Consider the following 20,731-nt stretch of genomic DNA (forward strand, 5'->3'; position numbering starts at 1 on the left):
GCAGGCCGTGCGTCGCATATAACGCCGTCCGGGGCATCGGACGTTCCGCATCCAGCCCGCGCCCAGCTTCGCGTCTAACGTTGTAATAGGATGTGATCAGACAATCGTGGTCGTAACGAGCGCGTCCCTCGCGCAGCCCCTCCCTGAAAGGAATCGTCGGAATGAACCGTTTCGCGGTCGGATATGAATACATTTGCCGCATCATCATGATGGTGGTCGTGGCGCATATCGCGTTCATCGTGCACACGGTGATGGGACTCGTCGTGGTCGGCTTCTTCCCGTCGATCGCCGCGCTGCACACCACGTACCGCACCTGGCTGCTCGACGTGGCCGACCGTTCGTGGACGATCAAGCAGACGTGGACCGTCTTCCACCGCGCGTGGAAGGCCGAACTCAAAAGCGCGAACCTGTTCGGCTATCCGCAGTTCGCGCTGTGGGCGCTGCTGATCTGGGAGTACTACCTGACCAACTGGAACGATTTCGGACCGATCGGCTACGGCCTGTCCGGCGCGCTGCTCGTGCTCAACATCTTCTACGGCCTGTTCGTGATGGTCTCGTGGGTGCTGCGCTCCAACTTCGACGAGAAGCCGATCTGGATCGTCAAGGCGTCGCTGCAGATGGTCGTCGCTCGCCCGCTCAACAGCCTGATGACCGTCGTCCTGTTCCTGGTGATGGTCTGGGCGTACTACACGTGGCCGGGCCTGGCCGCCGCGTTCGGCGTGTCCGTGCCCGCGTTCATCGCGATGATGGTCGCGTATTCGTACGCCCGCCTGCCCGGCATGGACGTGCATGTGATCGAGCCGCTCGAGGATCGTCAGCGTCGCCGCGCCGAACGCAAGGCCGAGGACCAGCGTCGCGCCGAGGCGCGCAAGGCCGCCCGCGATCAGGCCCGCAACAAGCGCTGATCGTGGATTGCGGGCATGCGTCGGTCATGTCCCGGCCGCGTCCGGCCCCGTCCCGGGCACGTCCCGCTTGCGCGGCAGAATAAGGGATTATGACTGAAGCTGACAACACTTCCGCAATCACCGAAAACCCGAAGGACATCAAGCCCGAACTGCCGAAGGACGTGCGCGTGCGCTTCTGCCCGTCGCCGACCGGCACCCCGCACGTCGGCATGGTGCGCACCGCCCTGTTCAACTGGGCCGAGGCCCGCGCCACCGGCGGCAAGCTGATCTTCCGCATCGAGGACACCGACGCGGCCCGCGACTCCGAGGAAAGCTACAACCAGATCCTCGACGCGCTGCGCTGGCTCGGCATCGACTGGGACGAGGGCATCGACGTCGGCGGCCCGCACGGCCCGTACCGCCAGTCCGAGCGCACCGACATCTACAAGGACGTCGCCGCCAAGCTGCTCGCCGCCGGCTACGCGTACGAGTCCTACTCCACGCCGGAGGAGATCAAGGAACGCAACCTCGCCGCCGGCCGCCCGGCCGAATTCGGCTACGACGGCTACGACCGCGACCTCACCGAGGAGCAGAAGGCCGCGTTCCGTGCCGAAGGCCGCAAGCCCGCGCTGCGCATCCGCATGCCCGACGAGGACATCGCGTTCGACGATCTGATCCGCGGCCGCATCGAGTTCAAGGCCGGCTCCGTGCCGGACTACGTGATCGTGCGCCCGAACGGCGACGCGCTGTACACGCTCACCAACCCGGTCGACGACGCGATGATGGAGATCAACGTCGTGCTGCGCGGCGAGGATCTGCTCAGCTCCACCCCGCGCCAGATCGTGCTCTACCGCTACCTCGAGGAGCTCGGCATCGCCAAGACCACCCCGCTGTTCGGCCACATGCCGTACGTGATGGGCCAGGGCAACAAGAAGCTTTCCAAGCGCGACCCGGAATCCAACCTGTTCAACCACCGCGACGCCGGCTTCATCCGCGAGGGCCTGCTCAACTACCTCGCCCTGCTCGGCTGGTCGATCGCGCCGGACCGCGACGTGTTCTCGATGGACGAGATGATCTCCAAGTTCGACGTGCGCGACGTGAAGGCCAACCCGGCCCGCTTCGATCTCGACAAGGCGATCTCGATCAACGCCGAGCACATCCGCATGCTTGACGCCGATGATTTCCTGCGTCGTTCCGTGCCGTATCTGCACCGCGACGGCGTCGTGTCGGCTTCGTCGTGGGACGAGCTGACCGCGCGCGAGCAGGAGATCCTGACCGCCGCCGCGCCGCTCGTGCAGCCGCGCGTGCGTCTGCTCGGCGAGGTCGCTGGCATGGTCGGCTCGCTGCTGTCGACCGAGGAGTACCTCGAGCCGGAGGACGACGCGAAGAAGACGCTCAAGGATTCCGCTGGTGCGGTGCTCGATCTGGCCATCGCGGCGCTTGAGGGCGTCTCCGAGGGCGATTGGAAGACCGACAACCTGCACGAGACGCTGAACAAGGCGCTTGTGGAGGACGGCGGTTACAAGCCGCGCCTCGCGTTTGGCCCGGTGCGCGTGGCCATGTCCGGCCGCCGCGTCTCGCCGCCGCTGTTCGAGTCGATGGAGATCGTCGGCAAGGCCATCTCGGTCGCCCGCCTGCGCGGTCTGCGTGAGCACCTGTGACCGACGGTGCATAACCACTGATCTCTCCTGCGCACTGCGCGGGGATTACGGGCGTCCGATCCTTACCGGGTCGGACGCCTTTTTCATTGCCTGCAGCATCTCCGTCGCCATGTGCGTCTTCCGATGGCGCCTCGTGATGCTGGCGGAGCCTCGGCCCCCTCACTGAGGGGGCTGTCACGCGAAGCGTGACTGGGGGAGCTCCGCGGCCGCAGGCCGCCAACAAACAGCATCGCGCGGAGCGTGATTTCAATAGCAAACCGGCATCCACGTCAAAACATGAAAAATAGATTTGTCAACCGAGGAATCACCATGTGACACGCCGTGGTTGACGTTGACGAGTCGTTCCCGTATATTTATCACTCGTTGCGCGGTTCGCCGCACAGCGGATAACTCAAGCCCCCATCGTCTAGCGGTCTAGGACTACGCCCTCTCACGGCGCCAACACCGGTTCAAATCCGGTTGGGGGTACTTCTTCTAGGGACCTCGGGCAACGCGCCCGAGGTCTTTTCGTATTCCGACCTATAAGGAGCCGGTGAGCTGAGACACCACCGGCCGGGCGGCCGGTTCGATCATCTGTGATCCATGCGTGTGCGGTCATACGCTCAAAGTCCCAGTGGCGGTTTTCTCTCACTGAGACATCGTCAGTGAGAGAAAACCGCCACGAAACCGTTGGAAAATAGCGCGACACGCCGTAAGTTGCGTAAAGACGGACCCTCGCGTATATTTATCACTCGTTGCGCGGTTCGCCGCACAGCGGATAACTCAAGCCCCCATCGTCTAGCGGTCTAGGACTACGCCCTCTCACGGCGCCAACACCGGTTCAAATCCGGTTGGGGGTACGACGACTGGCTCTTCGGAGTCGGTACGCCAGCCAAATTGGGATGTGGTGTAATTGGCAACACAGCTGATTCTGGTTCAGCCATTCTTGGTTCGAGTCCAGGCATCCCAGCCAATAAAACCCTCGCCTCGTGCGAGGGTTTTTTTGTTTTTCGCAGCCGCATGTATCCGCATGCAGCCGCATGTGAAGGCACGACACGCTAAGTGACGTGGGCTACGCTTGAGGTCATGACGGAACTGAATCAGAACGACGAGCGGCCGCGCGGCGAAGGGCGGCCCGTATCGGTCTCGGCGCGACTGGGACGCCTGCAATTCCATAATTCCGGCAAATTCCGCGTCCTGCAGCTCGCGGACATCCAGGACGGTCCGAAAGTCAGCAAGGACACCATCGCACTCATCGAGGCCGCCGTGGACGCGGCCCGTCCCGACCTCGTCGTCTTCACCGGCAATCAGATCGCCGGCTACGATCCGGCCTTCGCCGACACGTTCCGCAAACGTCACTGGACCCCGGTCAAACCGGGCAATCTTGACCGCACGCGCGAACTGGTGCGCGGCATGATCTCCACGTTCGTCGACCCGCTCGTCAGGCGCGGCGTGCCGTTCGCCGTCACGTACGGCAACCACGACTTCCAGTGCGGACTCGACGTCGACGAACTCGATGCGATCTACCGCGAGTTCCCCGGCTGTCTGAACCCGCCGCCGGAAACGGACGAAACGAGCGAAACGGACGACTCGTCCGAACGAAATCCGCGCACGGTACCGCAGTCCGGACTCGCCGACCAGCTCGTCTATCCCGGCGAAACCGGCACGTTCGCGCTGCCGGTCATGGACGCGGAACGCACGCGCACGGTGCTCGGCCTTGTCGTCGCGAACTCCGGCGACTATTCGGCCGAAGGCGGCTACGGCAAGCCGTCGTCGCGCACGCTCGGCTTCCTGCGACGACTGCCGTCGCATATCGGCGCGAAATCGCTGGTGTTCCAGCACATGCCGCTGCCGCAGTACTACGATCTGCTCAAGCCGGTCGAAGCGAACGCGGCCGGCGCGATCCAGGGCTACCGTGCGTGGGAATCGCACTATTACGTGCTTGACGAAACGAAAACGCAGCCCGGCAGCTACCTAGGGGAGGGGATCAGCTGCCCGGACTACGACAGCGGCGAGTTCGTGATGCTCGTCGATTCGGGCGGCTACTTCGGCGTGGCCGCCGGGCACGATCACCGCAACGGGTTCGTCGGCACGGTGGACGGGCTGATGTTGGTCGCCACGCCGACCTGCGGGTTCGGCTCGTACGGTCCGGCGGCGGGGAAGCGCGCGGCCCGGCTGTTCGAATTCGACATCCGGCATCCGCACCGGCCGCGTACGCAGCTGCTCGAATACGGCGATCTGGTGGGCAAGCCGAGTTCCGGCAAGGCGTATTCGTACGACATCGCCTCGGTCAAGTCGGACCGCGAGGGCATGGATCTGCTGAAGAAGAAGACCCTGTGGGACGCGCTGCGCGGCCTGTTCTCGTAGTCACCCGTCCAGCAGCACGGTGAGCGCGGCGTTGACGCCCGGACCGCCGGTCTGCGCGACGTATTCGAGCAGCGCGGCGTCGGCGTTCGGGTTGGCGACGAGCCAGCGCCGTAGTTCGGGAGCCTCGCGCGCGATATGCCACAGGATGTCCGGATCGGTCGCCGGATCGCAGGCGAGCAGCGGCGTGAGCGCGATCGGCGGGGCGGGCGGTTCGACGATGAGCGATTGCCTCGACTGGCCGGCCGCATGCCGTCCCGCACTTCTCGCGTTTGCCGTGGCGGCCCGTTGCGGCAGTCGCTGCGCGACTTCGGACGCGGCCGCGGGCCGATGCCTATGACGTGGACGACCGGTCATGTGCGGTTCCACGAGGCGAACAGCGCGCGGCCGAACGTGGCGTGCGGCCAGAACGGATTGTGCTCGAGGATGTGCAGGCAGTCCTGCGCGCTGACGCGATATTCCAGCATCAGATCGATGACCAGCTGATCCACCGTCTCGCCGCCGCCTTGGTATTCCTGGTATTCCGGCAGCAGCACGAGATCGCAGACCGTGCGCGTCGGCGTGGTGACGCGCGCGTCACCGACGCGCATGACATGCTCCTGCGGGCTTCTCCGGTTGAACACGCGGATGCGGCGATTGTGCACGGTCGCCCGGTAATGCGATTTCGAAATGACGTCCACGGTGTCCGGAAAGCGTCCGCCGACCCACACCCATGCGGCGGTGAGCGCGCAGATCGTCGTATTGCGTGGCGCGATGCGGGCCGCGATCGACGCGCGGCCGAACAGCGTGCCGGCATGGTCCATCTGGTAGCCGTTCGTGTCGTCCAGCCGCGTCATCATGCCGTAGTCGGACAGCGCCGTCAGGCTGAGCGGCCCGGGCAGCTCCTTGCTGCCGAGCAGCGGTTTGACGGTCGGCGGCTTGTCCTGCGGCAGCATCGACAGCGGCAGCGCCGCGGACAGGTTGTCTGCGGCGCGCTTGGCGCGTTCGTCGCGCCCGTTGCGTTCGTTGAGTTCGTTGCGTTCGTTGAGTTCGTTGCGTTCGTGGAATGCGTTCATGATGCCGACGCTATCGGCACGATCACGGTCGTACCGGCGCGACGGCCGAAAATGTGGATATGTGGATAAATTTCGGCGATGGGCCGCGCGCTGTGGACGATTCGGTGGAAAAGTCGCGCGTTCGTTGCGATTCCGCGGTTTGCCGGGGCTGTGCGACGGTATTGGATCGTGTATGCCGCGACTGTCGCGACGTGACGGAGCCGGTCGGTCCGGGCGTGTCGAGGCGGTCGCGACGCAGTTCGTCGCGACGGTAGCCGCGACGGTCGCCGCGATAGTCGACGATGCGCGGACGATACGACGTGCGACGATCTGCCGCCCGTCGTCGATCGTCCGCCGACATGCGTCGTGTATGCCGCGACGACGTCCGCGTCCGCGCGACAGGACGGCCGACGACGTGCCCGGCGGAACGGCCGGCCCTGTCCCCGCTGAGCCTGATAATCGGGGACTATGAGTCATATTCTGGTGAATGTTGCATGGCCGTACGCGAACGGCCCCCGTCATATCGGCCACGTCGCCGGCTTCGGTGTGCCGTCCGACGTCTACGCGCGCTACGAGCGCATGAAGGGCAACGACGTCCTGATGGTGTCCGGCACCGACGAGCACGGCACCCCGATCCTCGTCGAAGCCGAAAAGGAAGGCCTGACCGCGCAGGAGCTGGCCAACCGCTACAACCGCGTCATCGCCAAGGACCTGTGCGACCTCGGCCTGAGCTACGACCTGTTCACCCGCACCACCACCGGCAACCATGAGCACGTGGTGCAGGAGCTGTTCAAGCAGTGCCTCAAGAACGGCTACATCTACAAGGGCACGCAGAAGGTCGCGATCTCGCCGTCCACCGGCCGCACCCTGCCCGACCGCTACATCGAGGGCGAGTGCCCGATCTGCCACGCCGACGGCGCGCGCGGCGACCAGTGCGACGCCTGCGGCAATGAGCTCGATCCGGACGAGCTCATCAACCCCGTCTCCAAGATCAACGGCGAAACCCCGCGCTTCGAGGAGACCGAACACTACTTCCTCGACCTGCCGGCGCTCGCCGACGCGAACCTCGCGTGGCTCAAGACCCGCACCGGCTGGAGGACGAACGTCATCAACTTCTCGATCGGCCTGTTCAAGGAGGTCAAGCCGCGCGCGATCACGCGCGACATCGACTGGGGCATCCCGGTTCCGGTCGCCGGCTGGATCGACAACCCGAACAAGAAGCTGTACGTGTGGTTCGACGCGGTGATCGGCTACCTGTCGGCGTCGATCGAATGGGCTCGCCGCAAGGGCGACCCGGAGGCGTGGCGCGCGTGGTGGAACGACCCGGCGTCCCCGGCCTACTACTTCATGGGTAAGGACAACATCACGTTCCATTCCCAGATTTGGCCGTCCGAAATGCTCGCGTACAACGGCCAGGGCTCCAAGGGCGGCGAGACCGGCGAGTACGGCCCGCTCAACATGCCCGAACAGGTCGTGGCCTCCGAGTTTATGACGATGGAGGGCAAGAAGTTCTCCTCCTCGCGCGGCATCGTCATCTACGTCAAGGACATCCTCGCCCGCTACCCCGTGGATGCGGTGCGCTACTACATTTCCGTGGCCGGTCCGGAATCCTCCGACTCCGACTTCACGTGGGCCGAGTTCGTGCGCCACAACAACGAGGAGCTCGCTTCCTCGTGGGGCAATCTGGTCAACCGTGTCGCGAACCTTATCAACAAGAACTTCGGCGAGATCCCGGCGATCGACGAGGCGTCCCTGACCGACGAGGACCGTGCGCTGCTCGACGAGACGAACGCCGCGTTCGCTACCGTCGGCGGCCTGATCGAGCATCATCGCCAGAAGGGCGCGCTGAACGAGGCCATGAAGGTCGTCGGCGACATCAACAAGTACATCTCCGCCACCGAACCGTGGAAGATCAAGGACAATCCGGCGCGCCTCGGCACCGTGCTGCACGTGGCCGCGCAGGCCGTGTCCGACGCGAACCACCTGCTTGCGCCGTTCCTGCCGCACTCTGCGCAGAAGGTGTGGGAGGCGCTCGGCGGCACTGGCACGTTCTCGCCGCTGCCGCGCATCGAGGAGGTCGAGGATCTCGACAAGCCGGGCTTCGAATACCCGATCATCACCGGCGATTACAAGCTGGGCGAAACCGTGCACCCGTGGCAGCGCGAGGAGATCGTGGTCGGCGCCCCGGTGGCCAAGCCTTCGCCGATCTTCGCGAAGATCCCGCAGGAGGCCGTGGCCGAAGAGCTTGCCCGCTTCGACGCCGAGCTGGCCGCCCGCAAGGAGGCTGAGGCCAAGCGCCTCGCCGCCGCCAAGGCCGAGCTCAACAAGTAGGCAGTCCGACAGGCGCCATACCGGCGTTGCGAGGGGCATCCGCGAGTTGCGGATGCCCCTCGCCGCATTGCACACGGTTGGTGCACACGATCGCACAAATGTACCGTGCCCGCCCACACCACGTCCGACGGACACAGTGAATCAGTTTCATTCAATATCGGGTGTGGGCATAAGCGGATCATTATCCGCACCGAAAACCGGTTCGGAGACCGAACCCGTGTCGGGTGTGGGTGGAAGCGGATCATTTGGTCTGATAATCGTGGGCATATCCGGTTCATATACGGAAGCGTGGGCATAGACGGGTCATTGAGCACGGTCATAAGCCGCATGCATGTACCGTTCATGCACACACTAAGCCACGCATCATCAGCCAACAGCCCTTACATGCCAAAATGCGAAGAGCCCACAAACCCGTCACAGAGTTCTCAGGATTTTGTGAGGAACGCGCATCGTTCCTCACAGAAACCGGCGGTTATATAGTTCATGTCAACGGTTACGGCCGGTGGCGAGGTTCGGGTAGGACCCCATAACTGAAACCCTTCTTCTCTCTTCTCTCTCACCCGGCGGTTTTCTCTCCCGCCGGGTTTCTTTTTGTGTGCGCGTGCTCTTGCGCCGGTGCCGCCGTTCCCCTATAACAGTGCGGCAAGCAAGGCAAACGATTGACGTAAGTGATGCTTGAGAAACGTTGGTATTCCGCGGGTAATCGATTGCAAAATTTTTCTGTTCCCCGGAGTGTCGCGGGCCGACTGGCCTTATGCTGTTAAGCACCAAACATAAACGCAGTGAACAGGGTTGTTACTCCGAACGAGGCAAGACCTGAGACGGCGCAGCTCATCATCGGCGACGATGATGCGCACTGCGTTGTCTCAGGTCTTTTTTCGTTTCGGCCGAAATCAAAGACGACGGAAGGACGGGACATGGCAACGACGACTGCATCATCGGCATCAACCGAATCAACCGAATTCAAGGACACGATCGACACCGTGGCGGAAGGCGCGAACGCGGCTGCGACGGCGATCGAACAGGCGGAATCGCGCGCGTTCTCCACGCGATTCCCGATGAACAGCGCGTTCATCTTCACGTTCGGCGCGCTCGGCGGCATGCTGTTCGGCTTCGACACCGGCATCATCTCCGGCGCGTCGCCGCTCATCGAGGCCGACTTCGGCCTGACTGTCTCACAGACCGGCTTCATCACGTCGTCCGTACTCATCGGCTCGTGCGCGGGTGCGCTGTCGATCGGCGCGCTGTCCGACCGCTTCGGTCGCAAGAAGCTGCTCATCGTCTCCGCGATCCTCTTCCTGATCGGCTCGGGCATGTGCGCCACGTCCACCGGCTTCCTGATGATGGTCGCCGCGCGCATCATCCTCGGCCTTGCGGTCGGCGCAGCGTCCGCGCTCACCCCGGCCTACCTCGCCGAACTCGCGCCGAAGGAGCGCCGCGGATCGCTGTCCACGCTGTTCCAGCTCATGATCACGTTCGGCATCCTGCTTGCGTACGCCTCCAACCTCGGCTTCCTGAACCACAACCTGCTTGGGGTCCGCGACTGGCGCTGGATGCTCGGCTCGGCGCTCGTGCCGGCCGCGCTGCTGCTCATCGGCGGCCTGCTGCTGCCCGAATCCCCGCGCTACCTGGTGAACAAGGGCGACGAGCGCAACGCGTTCAAGGTGCTCACGCTCATCCGCAAGGATGTTGACCAGGCACAGGTGCAGCTCGAACTCGACGAGATCAAGGAAGTCGCCGCGCAGGACACCAAGGGCGGCGTGCGCGAACTGTTCCGCATCGCCAAGCCGGCGCTCGTCGCGGCCGTCGGCATCATGCTCTTCCAGCAGCTGGTCGGCATCAACTCGGTTATCTACTTCTTGCCGCAGGTGTTCATCAAGGGCTTCGGCTTCCCCGAAGGCGACGCGATCTGGGTGTCGGTCGGCATCGGTGTGGTCAACTTCGTCTCCACGATCGTCGCGACGATGATCATGGACAAGTTCCCGCGCAAGAAGATGCTGATCTTCGGCTCCGTCGTCATGACCGTCGCGCTCGCGATCCTCGCCGTGATGAACTTCGTGGGCGACGTGGCTGTGCTCGCCGTGCCGACGATGATCCTGATCGCGTTCTACATCCTCGGCTTCGCGATTTCGTGGGGTCCGATCGCGTGGGTGCTCATCGGCGAGATCTTCCCGCTGTCCGTGCGCGGCATCGGCTCGTCGTTCGGTTCGGCCGCGAACTGGCTGGGCAACTTCATCGTCTCCCAGTTCTTCCTGATGCTGCTCGCCGCGTTCGGCAACAATGTGGGCGGCCCGTTCGCGATCTTCGGCGTGTTCTCGCTGCTGTCGATTCCGTTCGTGATGCGCTTCGTGCCCGAGACCAAGGGCAAGTCGCTCGAGGAGATCGAGGAGGAGATGACCCGCCGCTAGGACCGAGGCGCGTCGCGCGGGTCGTTTCCGCGCGCGATCGCTTCCGCACAAAGACTGCCCCCGCCGGATTTGCAGGGAATCCATCCGGCGGGGGCTTTTGCGTTCGGCGTGTCGCCGGGTTGCGTTCAAGTGGGGTTGAACCTCTACAGTGTGTTACGACACGATTCAAGAACGGCGCCGCGAACGATGCGGCGCGAGGATACAACGAATAACGGGCAACACCGGAAACGGAGCAACACCATGAAGTATCGCAACGTAGGCAAGGCCGGCATCAAGGTCAGCGAGATCGCCCTCGGCAGCTGGATGACTCGCCTCGAGGACACCGCCGCCGTCGACAACGCGATGGCCATCGCCGATGCGGCGTTCGACGCGGGCGTCAACTTCTACGACTGCGCGGACGCGTACTCGGGCGGCGACGCCGAGCGTTTCCTCGGCCGCTTCATCGCCAAGCACGACCGCGAGGACGTGGTCATCTCCAGCAAGGTCTTCTTCGGCACCGGCAAGAGCGTCAACGGCCGTGGCCTCAGCCGCAAGCACATCTTCAACAACTGCGAGCGTAGCCTGAAGAACCTCGGCACCGACTACATCGACCTGTACTACTGCCACCGTTTCGACACGACCACGCCGCTCGAGGAGACGCTGCAGGCGCTCAGCGACCTTGTCGACCAGGGCAAGATCCTGTACTACGGCGTGTCCGAGGAGTGGAGCGCCGCGCGTCTCGAGCGCGCCGAGCGCATCATCTCCGAGCGCGGCCTGCATCCGCTGACCGTGGTCCAGCCGCAGTACAACATGGTCGACCGTTACATCGAGCATGAGATCGTCGAGACGTGCGAGCGCTACGGCATCGGCATCACGCCGTTCTCGCCGCTCGCGCAGGGCCTGCTGACCGGCAAGTACCGCAAGGGCCAGCCGCTGCCGGCCGGCTCGCGTGCGACGTGGCAGTCCGATCACCAGATCAACAACCTGCTCACCGACGAGAACCTCGACAAGGTCGAGCGGCTGAGCAAGATCGCCGACGAGCTCGGCGTGAAGATGCCGGTGCTGGCGCTGGCGTGGATCCTGCGTCTGCCGGTGATCAGCTCGGTGATCGTCGGCGCGAGCAAGCCGAGCCAGCTCGAGTCGAACATCGCCGCCTCCGGTGTGGAGATCCCGGCCGACGCGCTCAAGCAGATCGACGACATCCTCGGCTTCAAGCGCTTCGAGCGCCACATCGGCTGATTAGGAGCCGATTAAAACTTGCGCACGGCCGTGCGGCTTCGGCCGTTTCTCTCCTGCGGCTGCGCGCATACATACATAAGGCCCCATTGCCTGTTGTGGCAATGGGGCCTTGCTGCGTTGTCTCCAATGGGAGTCGGGATCAGATGCAGCGCTTAGTGAGCGGCTGCCAGGGTTCGAGCACGACCGGTTCGGCGGTCAGCAGCTCGCGCGTGGCGTCGTCGAGGTATTCCTTGCGGATGATGATCTCGGTGACGAAGCGGTCAAACCACGCGTCGGACATGACATAGTAGCCGTCCTTGCCGTTGTCCTTGCCCCAGCTGTTCTCGACCTTCCAGCGGTTCGGCTTGCCGTCCTCGATGTTCACGCCGGTGAAGGTCATGGCGTGGTTGCTCGGGCTGTCGGAGTATTCGAGGCCGTCGGCCTTGTCGAGCGTGAACTCGGTGCCGAACAGCTGGTCGACGCGCACGACGGACTGGTCGAAGAAGCCGTCGTGGCGCAGCGCGAACTGCGTGCAGTCGCAGGCAAACCAGATCGGGTGGCCGGCGGTGAGCTGGTCGATCGCGGCCTTCTTGAACACGTCGAGCGGCACGTTGACGAATTCCATGTCGCCGGCTTCCGCGACGTTCGCGCTGAATTTGATGACGTAGCGCTTGCCGAACGGCGTGGCGGCCATCGGCGAGTTGCACAGCGACGCGAAGTCGTTGACGTCGACCGGAACGTACTTCTTGTAGAACTCGAGCGGCGTGATGCCGGTTTCGCGGATGACCGGACGGTCGTCGATGCCGGAGTGCTTCTTGTCGTCGGACTTCTCGCCGCACGTGCACGACTTGCCGTCGGCCTCGCACTTGCATTCGTCGCCGCACTTGCAGCCGTCCTGCTTGCCGCACTTGCCGTCGGACTTGCAGCAGTCCTTGCCGTCCTTGTCGTCCTTGGTGTACGCGGCCCAGTCGAACTTGGCCGGCGGCTCGCCGAGCGCGATCGCGCAGAAGCGGTAGACGACGGACATCTGCTCGTCCTTGGCGGTGCGCAGTGCGTCGAGGCCCTCGCCGGCGGCGTGGCGGCGGCGCAGGTCGCGCGCGAACTCGCGCAGCTTGGAGTTGAGGTACTGCTTGAAGTCGGAGGAGTTGCGCGAGTTCGCGGACTCCGGGTATGCGCTCTTGGGCACCAGGCCGTACTTGTTGACGAGCGCGGCGAACATCTGCCACCAGCCGCCGTCGTCGGACGGGCCGGCGTTCACGGCGTCGAAGGTGCGGCTGTCGGTCGGCTCGTCGAGCGTGGCGAGCACGTTCTCGAGGTACGTGTTGGACTTCTCCATCGCGTCCCAGAAGAACAGGTAGGTCTCGGAGAACTCGAAGTCCTCGAGGTTCCAGCGGTGCATGAGTTCATAGCGCAGCGTGTTGAGCGACGCGAACATCCAGCAGCGGCCGGAGTGCTCCTGGTTGGTGATGGATCCCTGCTTGAGTTCGACCGAGAAGTCGCGCGGCAGTTCGCGCACGCCGCGGTAGTCCGTGGCGGCCTTGAGCACGCCCGCCGAGACGGCTGCGTCCGCGGCGATGAGGTTCGCTCGATCCTTGTTGAATGACTCGCTGTATTCGCGCAGCAGTTCCGGCTTGATCGCCGATGCGTCGCTGGTCATGAAGTCATGCCTCCATATACGATTTGGTCTGTCTTGTCAATACCTATGGTCGCCAAATGAGCGCCTCAGCCAGTCTAGGTCGGCCCCTTACAGCAAGATGAAACCAAAAATTTACAAACTGTTCCTGTGGCCTTAGTTTGCGGGGGTTGAGCCAATACCGCCGTTCCGACTATGTGTCAATGGGTCGTCTCACATGTTGGATTCGACTTTGGGGACATAGTGACCGGGGTATTATTCCTATAGTCATTTTCGGGAGGTGAAGGTGCTCAAGTACATCGTCAAGCGCATTGTGAACTATGTCGTCATGCTGTTTGTGGCAGTGTCGATGACGTACTTCCTCGCCAGCGCGTTCATGGATCCGCGCTCAAACTATATGGATCGTCATCCGCATCCGCCGATTGCGTCCATCAACCATTCGCTGGATCTGGCCAACATCAACGACCAGACCCCGATTCTCGTCCGCTATTTCCGCTGGCTGAAGGCCATTTTCACGCGTTGGGACTGGGGTCTGGCGCCTGACCAGTCGCCGGTCGGCCCGGCCATCGCGTCGCGTATCTGGACGTCCGTGGAGCTCGTCACGCTCGCCACGATCATCGGCATCGTCGCCGGCGTGAGCATCGGCGTGTACACGGCCATCCGCCAGTACAAGTGGCAGGACCGCACGCTGAACATCATCGCGACCTTCTTCCTCGTCATCCCGCCGGCCGTGCTCGGCCTGTTCGTCGTGCTCATCGCCATCGCGATCAACAACGGCGTCGGCACGCGTATCTTCTACGTGACGGGCCTGTCGTCGTATCAGGGCTCCAACCCGTTCCTGTGGCTGCTCGACTTCCTGCAGCACATCATCCTGCCGACGATCGTCATGGCCATCCCGGGCACCGTGAGCTACCACCTGACCCAGCGCACCTACCTGCTCGACTCGATGAACTCCGACTACGTGCGCACGGCCCGCGCCAAGGGCCTGACGCTCAACCAGGCCATCCGCAAGCACGCGCTGCGCACCTCCCTCATCCCGACCACCGTGAACATCGCGTTCTCGATCACCGGCGTGTTCACCGGCGCGGTCATCACCGAAACGGTGTTCGCCGTCAACGGCCTCGGCCGCTACTTCGTGACCGCGATCAACGGCAACGACATCAACGGCTCGGTCTGCATCGCCGCGTTCGGCGGCGTGTGCACGCTGACCGGCGCCCTGCTCGCCGACATCCTCGCGGCGTGGCTCGACCCGCGCATTCGCCTGAGCTGACGCGGAAAGGAACAACGATCATGGCAACTGACAACGCGAACAACGCGAAATCCGAAACCGCGGAAGCCCAGCTCGACCTCGACCCGCAGGACGCGGCTGTGGCCGACGCCGTCCTCGACGAGGAGGCCAAGGCGGTCGACGGCAACAACAAGGCCGAAGGCGAGTTCAAGCGCACCGGCCGCATGACGCTGTACGTGCGCCGCTTCTTCCGCCGCCCGTCCGCGGTGGTGGGCCTCGTCATGCTCATCCTGCTCGTCATCTTCGCCCTCGTCGGCTCCAAGTTCGGCAAGTGGCACTACGAGGACCTCGACTTCCTGTCGCTGGGCACCGCGCCGAATTCCGAGCACTGGTTCGGCACCACCGGCGGCGGCTCCGACATGTACGCCATGGTGGTCCGCGGCCTCGGCCGTTCGCTCGCCATCGGCATCATCAGCTCCATCGGCACCACCATCCTCGCCGCGATCATCGGCACCTCCATCGCCTTCTTCCAGGGCTGGGTCGAGCGCATCGGCATGTGGATCCTCGACATGCTGCTCGTCGTCCCGTCCTTCCTGCTCATCGCCATGATCGTGCGTTCCTCGGCCGGCATGAGCGGCTGGCTGTGGCTGATCTTCGGCCTCGTCGCGTTCGGCTGGATCGGCTACGCGCGAGTCCTGCGCACGCTGACCATGAGCCTGCGCGAGCTCGACTACGTGCGCGCGGCCAAGTTCATGGGCGTCGGCTCGTTCCGCATCATCCTGCGCCACCTCGTGCCGAACCTCGGCTCCGTGCTCATCATCAACACGGTGCTCGGCGTGGTCGGTGCGGTCGGCTCCGAAACCTCGCTGAGCTTCCTCGGCCTCGGCATCAAGGCCCCGGACACCTCGCTGGGTACGCTGCTCAACGACGGCCAGTCCGTGGTGCTCACCGCCCCGTGGGTGCTCATCTTCCCGTCCATCGTGCTGATCATGGTCACCTTCTCCGTCCAGCTGATCGGCGACGGCCTGCGCGACGCCATCGACCCGTACTCCCGCTCCGGCGGCAAGGCCAAGTAAGGCCAAGTGAGGTAGACAATCACCATGAATATGTTCCGCAAAACCAAGCCCGCGGCCGACGCCGCCCAGACCCCGGCCGTCCCGGCGGCGAGCGAAACGCTCGCGAGCAAGTCGACGTACGATCCGAACGACAAGAGCGCCCCGGTGCTCGAGGTCAAGGACCTGCGCGTCAGCTTCGCCTCCGAGGCCGGCACCGTCCGCGCCGTGCGCGGCATGAACTTCCAGCTGCACCGCGGCGAGACGCTCGGCATCATCGGCGAGTCTGGCTCCGGCAAGTCCGTCACGTCCATGTCGATCATGGGCCTGCTGGACTCCAACGCCAAGGTCGAGGGCTCCATCACCTATCACGGCGAGGAGCTGCTCACCAAGACCGACGCCGAGATGAGCAAGATCCGTGGCAAGGGCATCGCGATGGTCTTCCAGGACCCGCTCTCGGCCCTGACCCCGGTGTTCAGCATCGGCGAGCAGATGGCCGAGGCCCTGACCATCCACAACCCGAAGATGAGCGCCGAGGACGTTCGCAAGCGCTCCATCGAACTGCTCACCCTCGTCGGCATCCCGAACGCGGAGGAGCGCCTCAAGTCGTATCCGCACCAGTTCTCCGGCGGCATGCGCCAGCGCGTGGTCATCGCCATGGCCATCGCCAACGACCCCGACGTGATCATCGCCGACGAGCCGACCACCGCACTGGACGTGACGATCCAGGCTCAGGTGCTCGACGTGCTCAAGAAGGCGCAGCAGGAGACGGGCGCGGCCCTGATCTTCATCACGCACGATCTGGGCGTGATTGCCGGCATCGCCGACGAGATCATCATCATGTACGCCGGCCGCCCGGTCGAAAAGGGCTCGGTCGACGACATCTTCTACCGTCCGGTCATGCCGTACACCATGGGCCTGCTGGGCGCCGTGCCGCGCCCGGACAAGAGCAAGTCCAGCCGACTCGTGCCGATCCCGGGTTCGCCGACGAACCTCGTCAACCTGCCCAAGGGCTGCCCGTTCGCGCCGCGCTGCCCCATGGCCGAGGACAAGTGCCGCACCGCCGAGCCGGATCTGCTGCCCGTGGTCGGCCGCGACGGCCAGGTGGCCGCCTGCTACCGTTCCGGCGAGATCGTTGCGAAGAACCTCACGTTCCGCGACGTGTACCAGGTGGGCGAGGGCATCAAGTCCAAGTTCGACGGCGTGCCGCGCGAGGACCGTGCGGTGGTGCTCGACGTCAAGGATTTGAAGAAGACGTTCCCGCTGACTTCCGGCGGATTCCTGCGCCGCAAGATCGGCGTGGTCAAGGCCGTCGACGACGTGACGCTCGACGTGCGCGAGGGCGAGACCGTCGCGCTCGTGGGCGAGTCCGGCTCCGGCAAGTCGACCACGCTGCTCGAGATCATGGACCTCAAGAAGCCCGAGTCCGGTTCGATCACGCTGTTCGGCCAGAAGGTCGGCGAAAAGATGAGCCGCCAGACCAAGCGCGACCTGCACAGCCACGTCCAGTACGTGTTCCAGGACCCGATGAGCTCGCTCGACCCGCGTCTGCCCGTCTACGACATCCTCGCCGAGCCGCTCAAGGTGCTGCACAAGAGCAAGGCCGAGATCAACACGCGCATCGACGAGCTCATGAAGCTCGTCGAACTCAACCCGGATCAGGTCGACCGCTTCCCGACTCAGTTCTCCGGCGGCCAGCGTCAGCGCATCGCCATCGCGCGTGCGCTTGCCGTGAACCCGCAGCTGATCCTGCTCGACGAGCCGGTCTCCGCGCTCGACGTGTCCATTCAGGCCGGCGTGATCAACCTGCTCGAGGACCTGCAGAACAAGCTTGGCGTCGCCTACCTGTTCGTGGCCCACAACCTGTCGGTCATCCGCCACATCTCCAGCCGCGTCGCGGTCATGTACCTCGGCCGCATCGTGGAGCTCGGCCCGACCGACGAGATCTTCGACCATCCGCTGCACCCGTACACCGAGGCCCTGCTGAGCGCCATGCCCGCGCCGGACCCGCAGTACGAGCGCACGCACAACCGCATCGTGCTGCAGGGCGAACTGCCCAGCCCGACCGAGAAGATCGAGGGCTGCCCGTTCGCGTCCCGCTGCCCGCTGCGCCTTACACTGAGCGAGGAACAGCGCCGCATGTGCGACACGCAGCCGCCGAAGCTGCACCAGTGGTCCGGCGAGGACCGTCAGGTCGCCTGCCACTTCGCCGCGATGGCCTGAGCCTGAGTGATACTCCGATATGAGCCCGGCAATCCCCGAAACGTTTCGGGGATTGCCGGGCTTTTGCATGTTGCGACGATGCTGTGGTGGCGTGTGATCTATCCCATAGATGGACAAGGGGCATCCGCTTCGTGGACATTCCGAGCCGTTGGGGTGTGGGGTCAGGAACAATGAACCCCAGAACTTGATGGTTTCGTCCACGTTAACGATTTCTGTTAACACAAGGGCGATAAAGTCAGGCCCGGAATTGCGGACAGCCCATCGGTCGGCTGGACGCGAGCGCCGCCGCGGCAACGCGGCGACTGCACTTCGGACGGTTTGCCGTTCGGGAAAGGCCGAGGTGCCGGCTGCGATACGCCGCCGGTGGAAGATTGAGAGGATTATTCAATGACTAACTCGATGAAGGAGCGCCTGTTTGCGGCTGGCGCCGTCGTGTCGGCAGTGGCCATGCTGCTGTCCGGCTGCGGTGCGAACAACTCCAACACCAACAGCTCTGACAACGGCAGCAACACCACCGCCTCCACTCAGGAGGAGCCGGCCGAGGGCATCGACATCGCCAACTGGAAGGGCACCCTGCCGACCCCGGACGTGTCCAAGACCTACAACAACCCGCAGGAGCGCGACAACATCAAGGACGGCGGCACCCTGACGCTGGGCACCACCTACACCGCCAACTGGAACTCCCTGAACACCGACGGCAACACGCTGTACATGGGCACCTTCTGGCAGCTCTACATGCCGCAGCTGTGGGACTACACCGCTGACGGCGAAGTCTCCCCGAACCCGGACTTCCTGTCCAAGGTCGAGGTCACCAGCTCTGATCCGCTGGTTGTGACCTACGACATCAACCCGAAGGCCAAGTGGAACGATGGTACCGACATCACTTGGAAGGACTTCGAGTCCACTTGGAAGACCTCCAACGGCAAGGACGCTAACTACACCCCGGCTTCCACCGACGGCTACGACAAGATCGCCAGCGTCAAGGCCGGTACCAGCGACAAGCAGGCCGTGGTCACCTTCTCCGAGCCGTACTATCCGTACCAGGCGCTGTTCCAGAACCTGCTGAACCACAACTCGCTGGACGCCAAGACCTACACCTCCGGCTGGATCGACAACCCGCACAACGAGTGGGCCGCCGGCCCGTTCAAGGTGCAGTCCACCGACAAGGACAGCACCGTGTTCGTCCCGAACGAGAAGTGGTGGGGCGAGAAGCCGAAGCTGGAGAAGATCACCTTCAAGTACATGGAGGACGCCGCCGCGCTCAACGCCTTCAAGAACGGCGAGCTTGACTCCATCTCCGCTGGCTCCAAGGACAACCTGGCCGCCATCAAGAGCATGAAGGACATCCAGCTGCGCCTCGGCTACTCGCTGGCCACCTACGTGTTCACCTACAACACCAAGGCCGGCGCCCTGAAGGACATCGCCGTGCGCAAGGCCATCAGCCAGGCGTTCGACAACGAGACCTGGAACAAGATCGCCTACCAGGGCATGGACTGGAACCCGGAGCGCCCGGGCTCTGAGGTCTTCCTGCAGTTCCAGAAGGGCTACAAGAACAACCTCCCGGCCGACGCCCAGAAGTACAGCGTCGACGCCGCCAAGAAGACCATGGAAGACGCCGGCTACAAGCTCGGCTCCGATGGCTACTACGCGAAGGACGGCAAGACCGTCGAGGTCTCCTACGTCTACTACGGTGACTCCTCCACCACCAAGGCCAATGCCCTCGCCTACCAGGCCATGATGAAGAAGGCCGGCATCAAGGTGAAGGTCGACAACCGCGCCACCTCGCAGTGGTCCGACGATATGTCCAAGCACAACTACGAAGTGATGGGCATGGGCTGGACCGCGACCAACCCGTTCGGCCAGACCTCCATCGTCCAGCTCTACGGCTCTGACTCGCCGTCCAACTACGCGCAGATCGGTTCCGACGAGGTCGACAAGCTCGCCGCCATCCCGGGCACCATCGAAGATAACGATAAGGCTGTCGAGGCCGGCAACAAGGCCGAGGCCGCCGCGTTCGAGCTCTACGGCACCATCCCGACGGACACCCCGCCGAGCTACGTCGCCGTCAAGAAGGGCCTCGCCAACTACGGCCCCGCCGGCTTCCAGACCAAGCACTGGGAGAACATCGGCTGGCAGAAGTGAGCATGATCCGCGCATAACGCGCGAGGAACCAACTTCTACTTAGGGCATCGGGAAGGGTCCCTGCAGTTCGCTGCAGGGACCCTTTCTTGTATCCGGAATCGCGCTGCGCGCGATGCTGAGCGTATTGACGGCGCTATTGCGCCGTGACGCTCCCCAGTCAGCCTAGCGGCTGACAGCCCCCTCAGCCGAGGGGGCTCCTGTGGCTCCGACGGCGCCGATACCATGCAACGGCATTGATGTCGCAGGAGCTCCCTCTGACGAGGGAGCTGGCCGCCGCAGGCGGACTGAGGGAGAGAATGCGGCACACCAGTGCCGCTGGCAAACGCGGCATCGCGCGCGGCGCGAATCCTTGATTTCGCGACGGGCGGAAAAGGGGTTGAATCGTTGCAAAGTCGCGGCAACACGCACGGAATCAACGGGTTGAAATCACCTGCCGTTCGCATAGACTAGACGGCGTTTGCGAATCCGAACAGGGGTTTCGGCCGGCGAGGAGAGCGTCGGTTGCGGAATACTCGAGAAACACGACGGTCGTGAATCGTGGCGGCAGCGAATGCCGCGTGCGGTGGGAGAAGCCGCACAGTAACTACAAGCAAAC

At 64.0% G+C, this 20,731-nt stretch carries 13 protein-coding genes and 3 tRNA genes; 13 read left to right on the top strand and 3 right to left on the bottom strand.

Annotated features, from left to right (window positions below; all coding sequences use genetic code 11):
• Positions 1-161 precede the first annotated feature (161 nt).
• The 6 genes from JS533_RS00695 to JS533_RS00720 all read left to right on the top strand — a co-directional run bounded on the left by JS533_RS00695 (position 162) and on the right by JS533_RS00720 (position 4,891).
• Complete coding sequence (locus JS533_RS00695; protein WP_241512660.1) at positions 162-905, top strand: YesL family protein; 744 nt, start codon at positions 162-164, stop codon at positions 903-905.
• A gap of 89 nt (positions 906-994) precedes the next feature.
• Positions 995-2,545, top strand: coding sequence for a glutamate--tRNA ligase (gene gltX / locus JS533_RS00700; protein WP_241512661.1), 1,551 nt, complete (start codon positions 995-997; stop codon positions 2,543-2,545).
• Positions 2,546-2,940: 395 nt separating this feature from the next.
• A tRNA-Glu gene (locus JS533_RS00705) sits at positions 2,941-3,013 on the top strand.
• Positions 3,014-3,311: 298 nt separating this feature from the next.
• Positions 3,312-3,384, top strand: a tRNA-Glu gene (locus JS533_RS00710).
• A 38-nt stretch (positions 3,385-3,422) separates the two neighbouring features.
• Positions 3,423-3,497 (top strand) — tRNA-Gln (locus tag JS533_RS00715).
• Positions 3,498-3,610: 113 nt separating this feature from the next.
• Positions 3,611-4,891, top strand: a complete 1,281-nt coding sequence (locus JS533_RS00720) for a metallophosphoesterase (protein WP_241512662.1) — start codon at positions 3,611-3,613, stop codon at positions 4,889-4,891.
• Here the strand turns inward: JS533_RS00720 and JS533_RS00725 are convergent, their stop codons facing one another.
• Positions 4,892-5,245, bottom strand: coding sequence for a variant leucine-rich repeat-containing protein (locus JS533_RS00725; RefSeq protein ID WP_241512663.1), 354 nt, complete (start codon positions 5,243-5,245; stop codon positions 4,892-4,894). It abuts the gene before it with no gap.
• The gene (locus tag JS533_RS00730; RefSeq protein ID WP_241512664.1) at positions 5,242-5,943 is read right to left on the bottom strand and encodes a hypothetical protein; all 702 of its coding nucleotides are present in this window, start codon (positions 5,941-5,943) and stop codon (positions 5,242-5,244) included. Before JS533_RS00730 ends, JS533_RS00725 begins: the two co-directional genes overlap by 4 nt.
• Before the next feature lie 447 nt (positions 5,944-6,390).
• Between JS533_RS00730 and metG the strand changes: the two genes are divergently transcribed.
• From metG to JS533_RS00745, 3 genes are all read left to right on the top strand, one after another.
• On the top strand, positions 6,391-8,253 hold the full coding sequence (gene metG, locus JS533_RS00735) for a methionine--tRNA ligase (protein WP_241512665.1): 1,863 nt from the start codon (positions 6,391-6,393) through the stop codon (positions 8,251-8,253).
• A 917-nt stretch (positions 8,254-9,170) separates the two neighbouring features.
• Positions 9,171-10,661 (top strand): sugar porter family MFS transporter, encoded by a 1,491-nt coding sequence (locus JS533_RS00740; RefSeq protein WP_338010490.1) that lies wholly within the window; start codon positions 9,171-9,173, stop codon positions 10,659-10,661.
• Positions 10,662-10,901: 240 nt separating this feature from the next.
• Positions 10,902-11,879 carry an aldo/keto reductase family protein gene (locus tag JS533_RS00745; protein WP_033494121.1) on the top strand — a complete coding sequence of 326 codons (978 nt, stop codon included), beginning with the start codon at positions 10,902-10,904 and terminating at the stop codon, positions 11,877-11,879.
• Between the two features lie 139 nt (positions 11,880-12,018).
• Here JS533_RS00745 and JS533_RS00750 read toward each other — a convergent pair whose 3' ends face one another.
• Positions 12,019-13,515: a C1 family peptidase gene (locus tag JS533_RS00750; RefSeq protein ID WP_241512666.1), complete on the bottom strand. Its 1,497-nt coding sequence runs from the start codon at positions 13,513-13,515 to the stop codon at positions 12,019-12,021.
• A 262-nt stretch (positions 13,516-13,777) separates the two neighbouring features.
• Here JS533_RS00750 and JS533_RS00755 point away from each other — a divergent pair, with 262 nt between their 5' ends.
• The 4 genes from JS533_RS00755 (at position 13,778) to JS533_RS00770 (ending at position 20,136) form a co-directional block, all read left to right on the top strand.
• Complete coding sequence (locus JS533_RS00755) at positions 13,778-14,761, top strand: ABC transporter permease (RefSeq protein WP_033494125.1); 984 nt, start codon at positions 13,778-13,780, stop codon at positions 14,759-14,761.
• A gap of 20 nt (positions 14,762-14,781) precedes the next feature.
• Positions 14,782-15,795, top strand: a complete 1,014-nt coding sequence (locus JS533_RS00760) for an ABC transporter permease (RefSeq protein WP_081892362.1) — start codon at positions 14,782-14,784, stop codon at positions 15,793-15,795.
• A 24-nt stretch (positions 15,796-15,819) separates the two neighbouring features.
• Positions 15,820-17,994 (top strand): dipeptide ABC transporter ATP-binding protein, encoded by a 2,175-nt coding sequence (locus JS533_RS00765; protein WP_241512667.1) that lies wholly within the window; start codon positions 15,820-15,822, stop codon positions 17,992-17,994.
• Positions 17,995-18,381: 387 nt separating this feature from the next.
• On the top strand, positions 18,382-20,136 hold the full coding sequence (locus JS533_RS00770; RefSeq protein ID WP_241512668.1) for an ABC transporter family substrate-binding protein: 1,755 nt from the start codon (positions 18,382-18,384) through the stop codon (positions 20,134-20,136).
• Positions 20,137-20,731: the final 595 nt, after the last annotated feature.

This window comes from Bifidobacterium amazonense (assembly GCF_018555435.2).
Lineage (GTDB): Bacteria > Actinomycetota > Actinomycetes > Actinomycetales > Bifidobacteriaceae > Bifidobacterium > Bifidobacterium amazonense.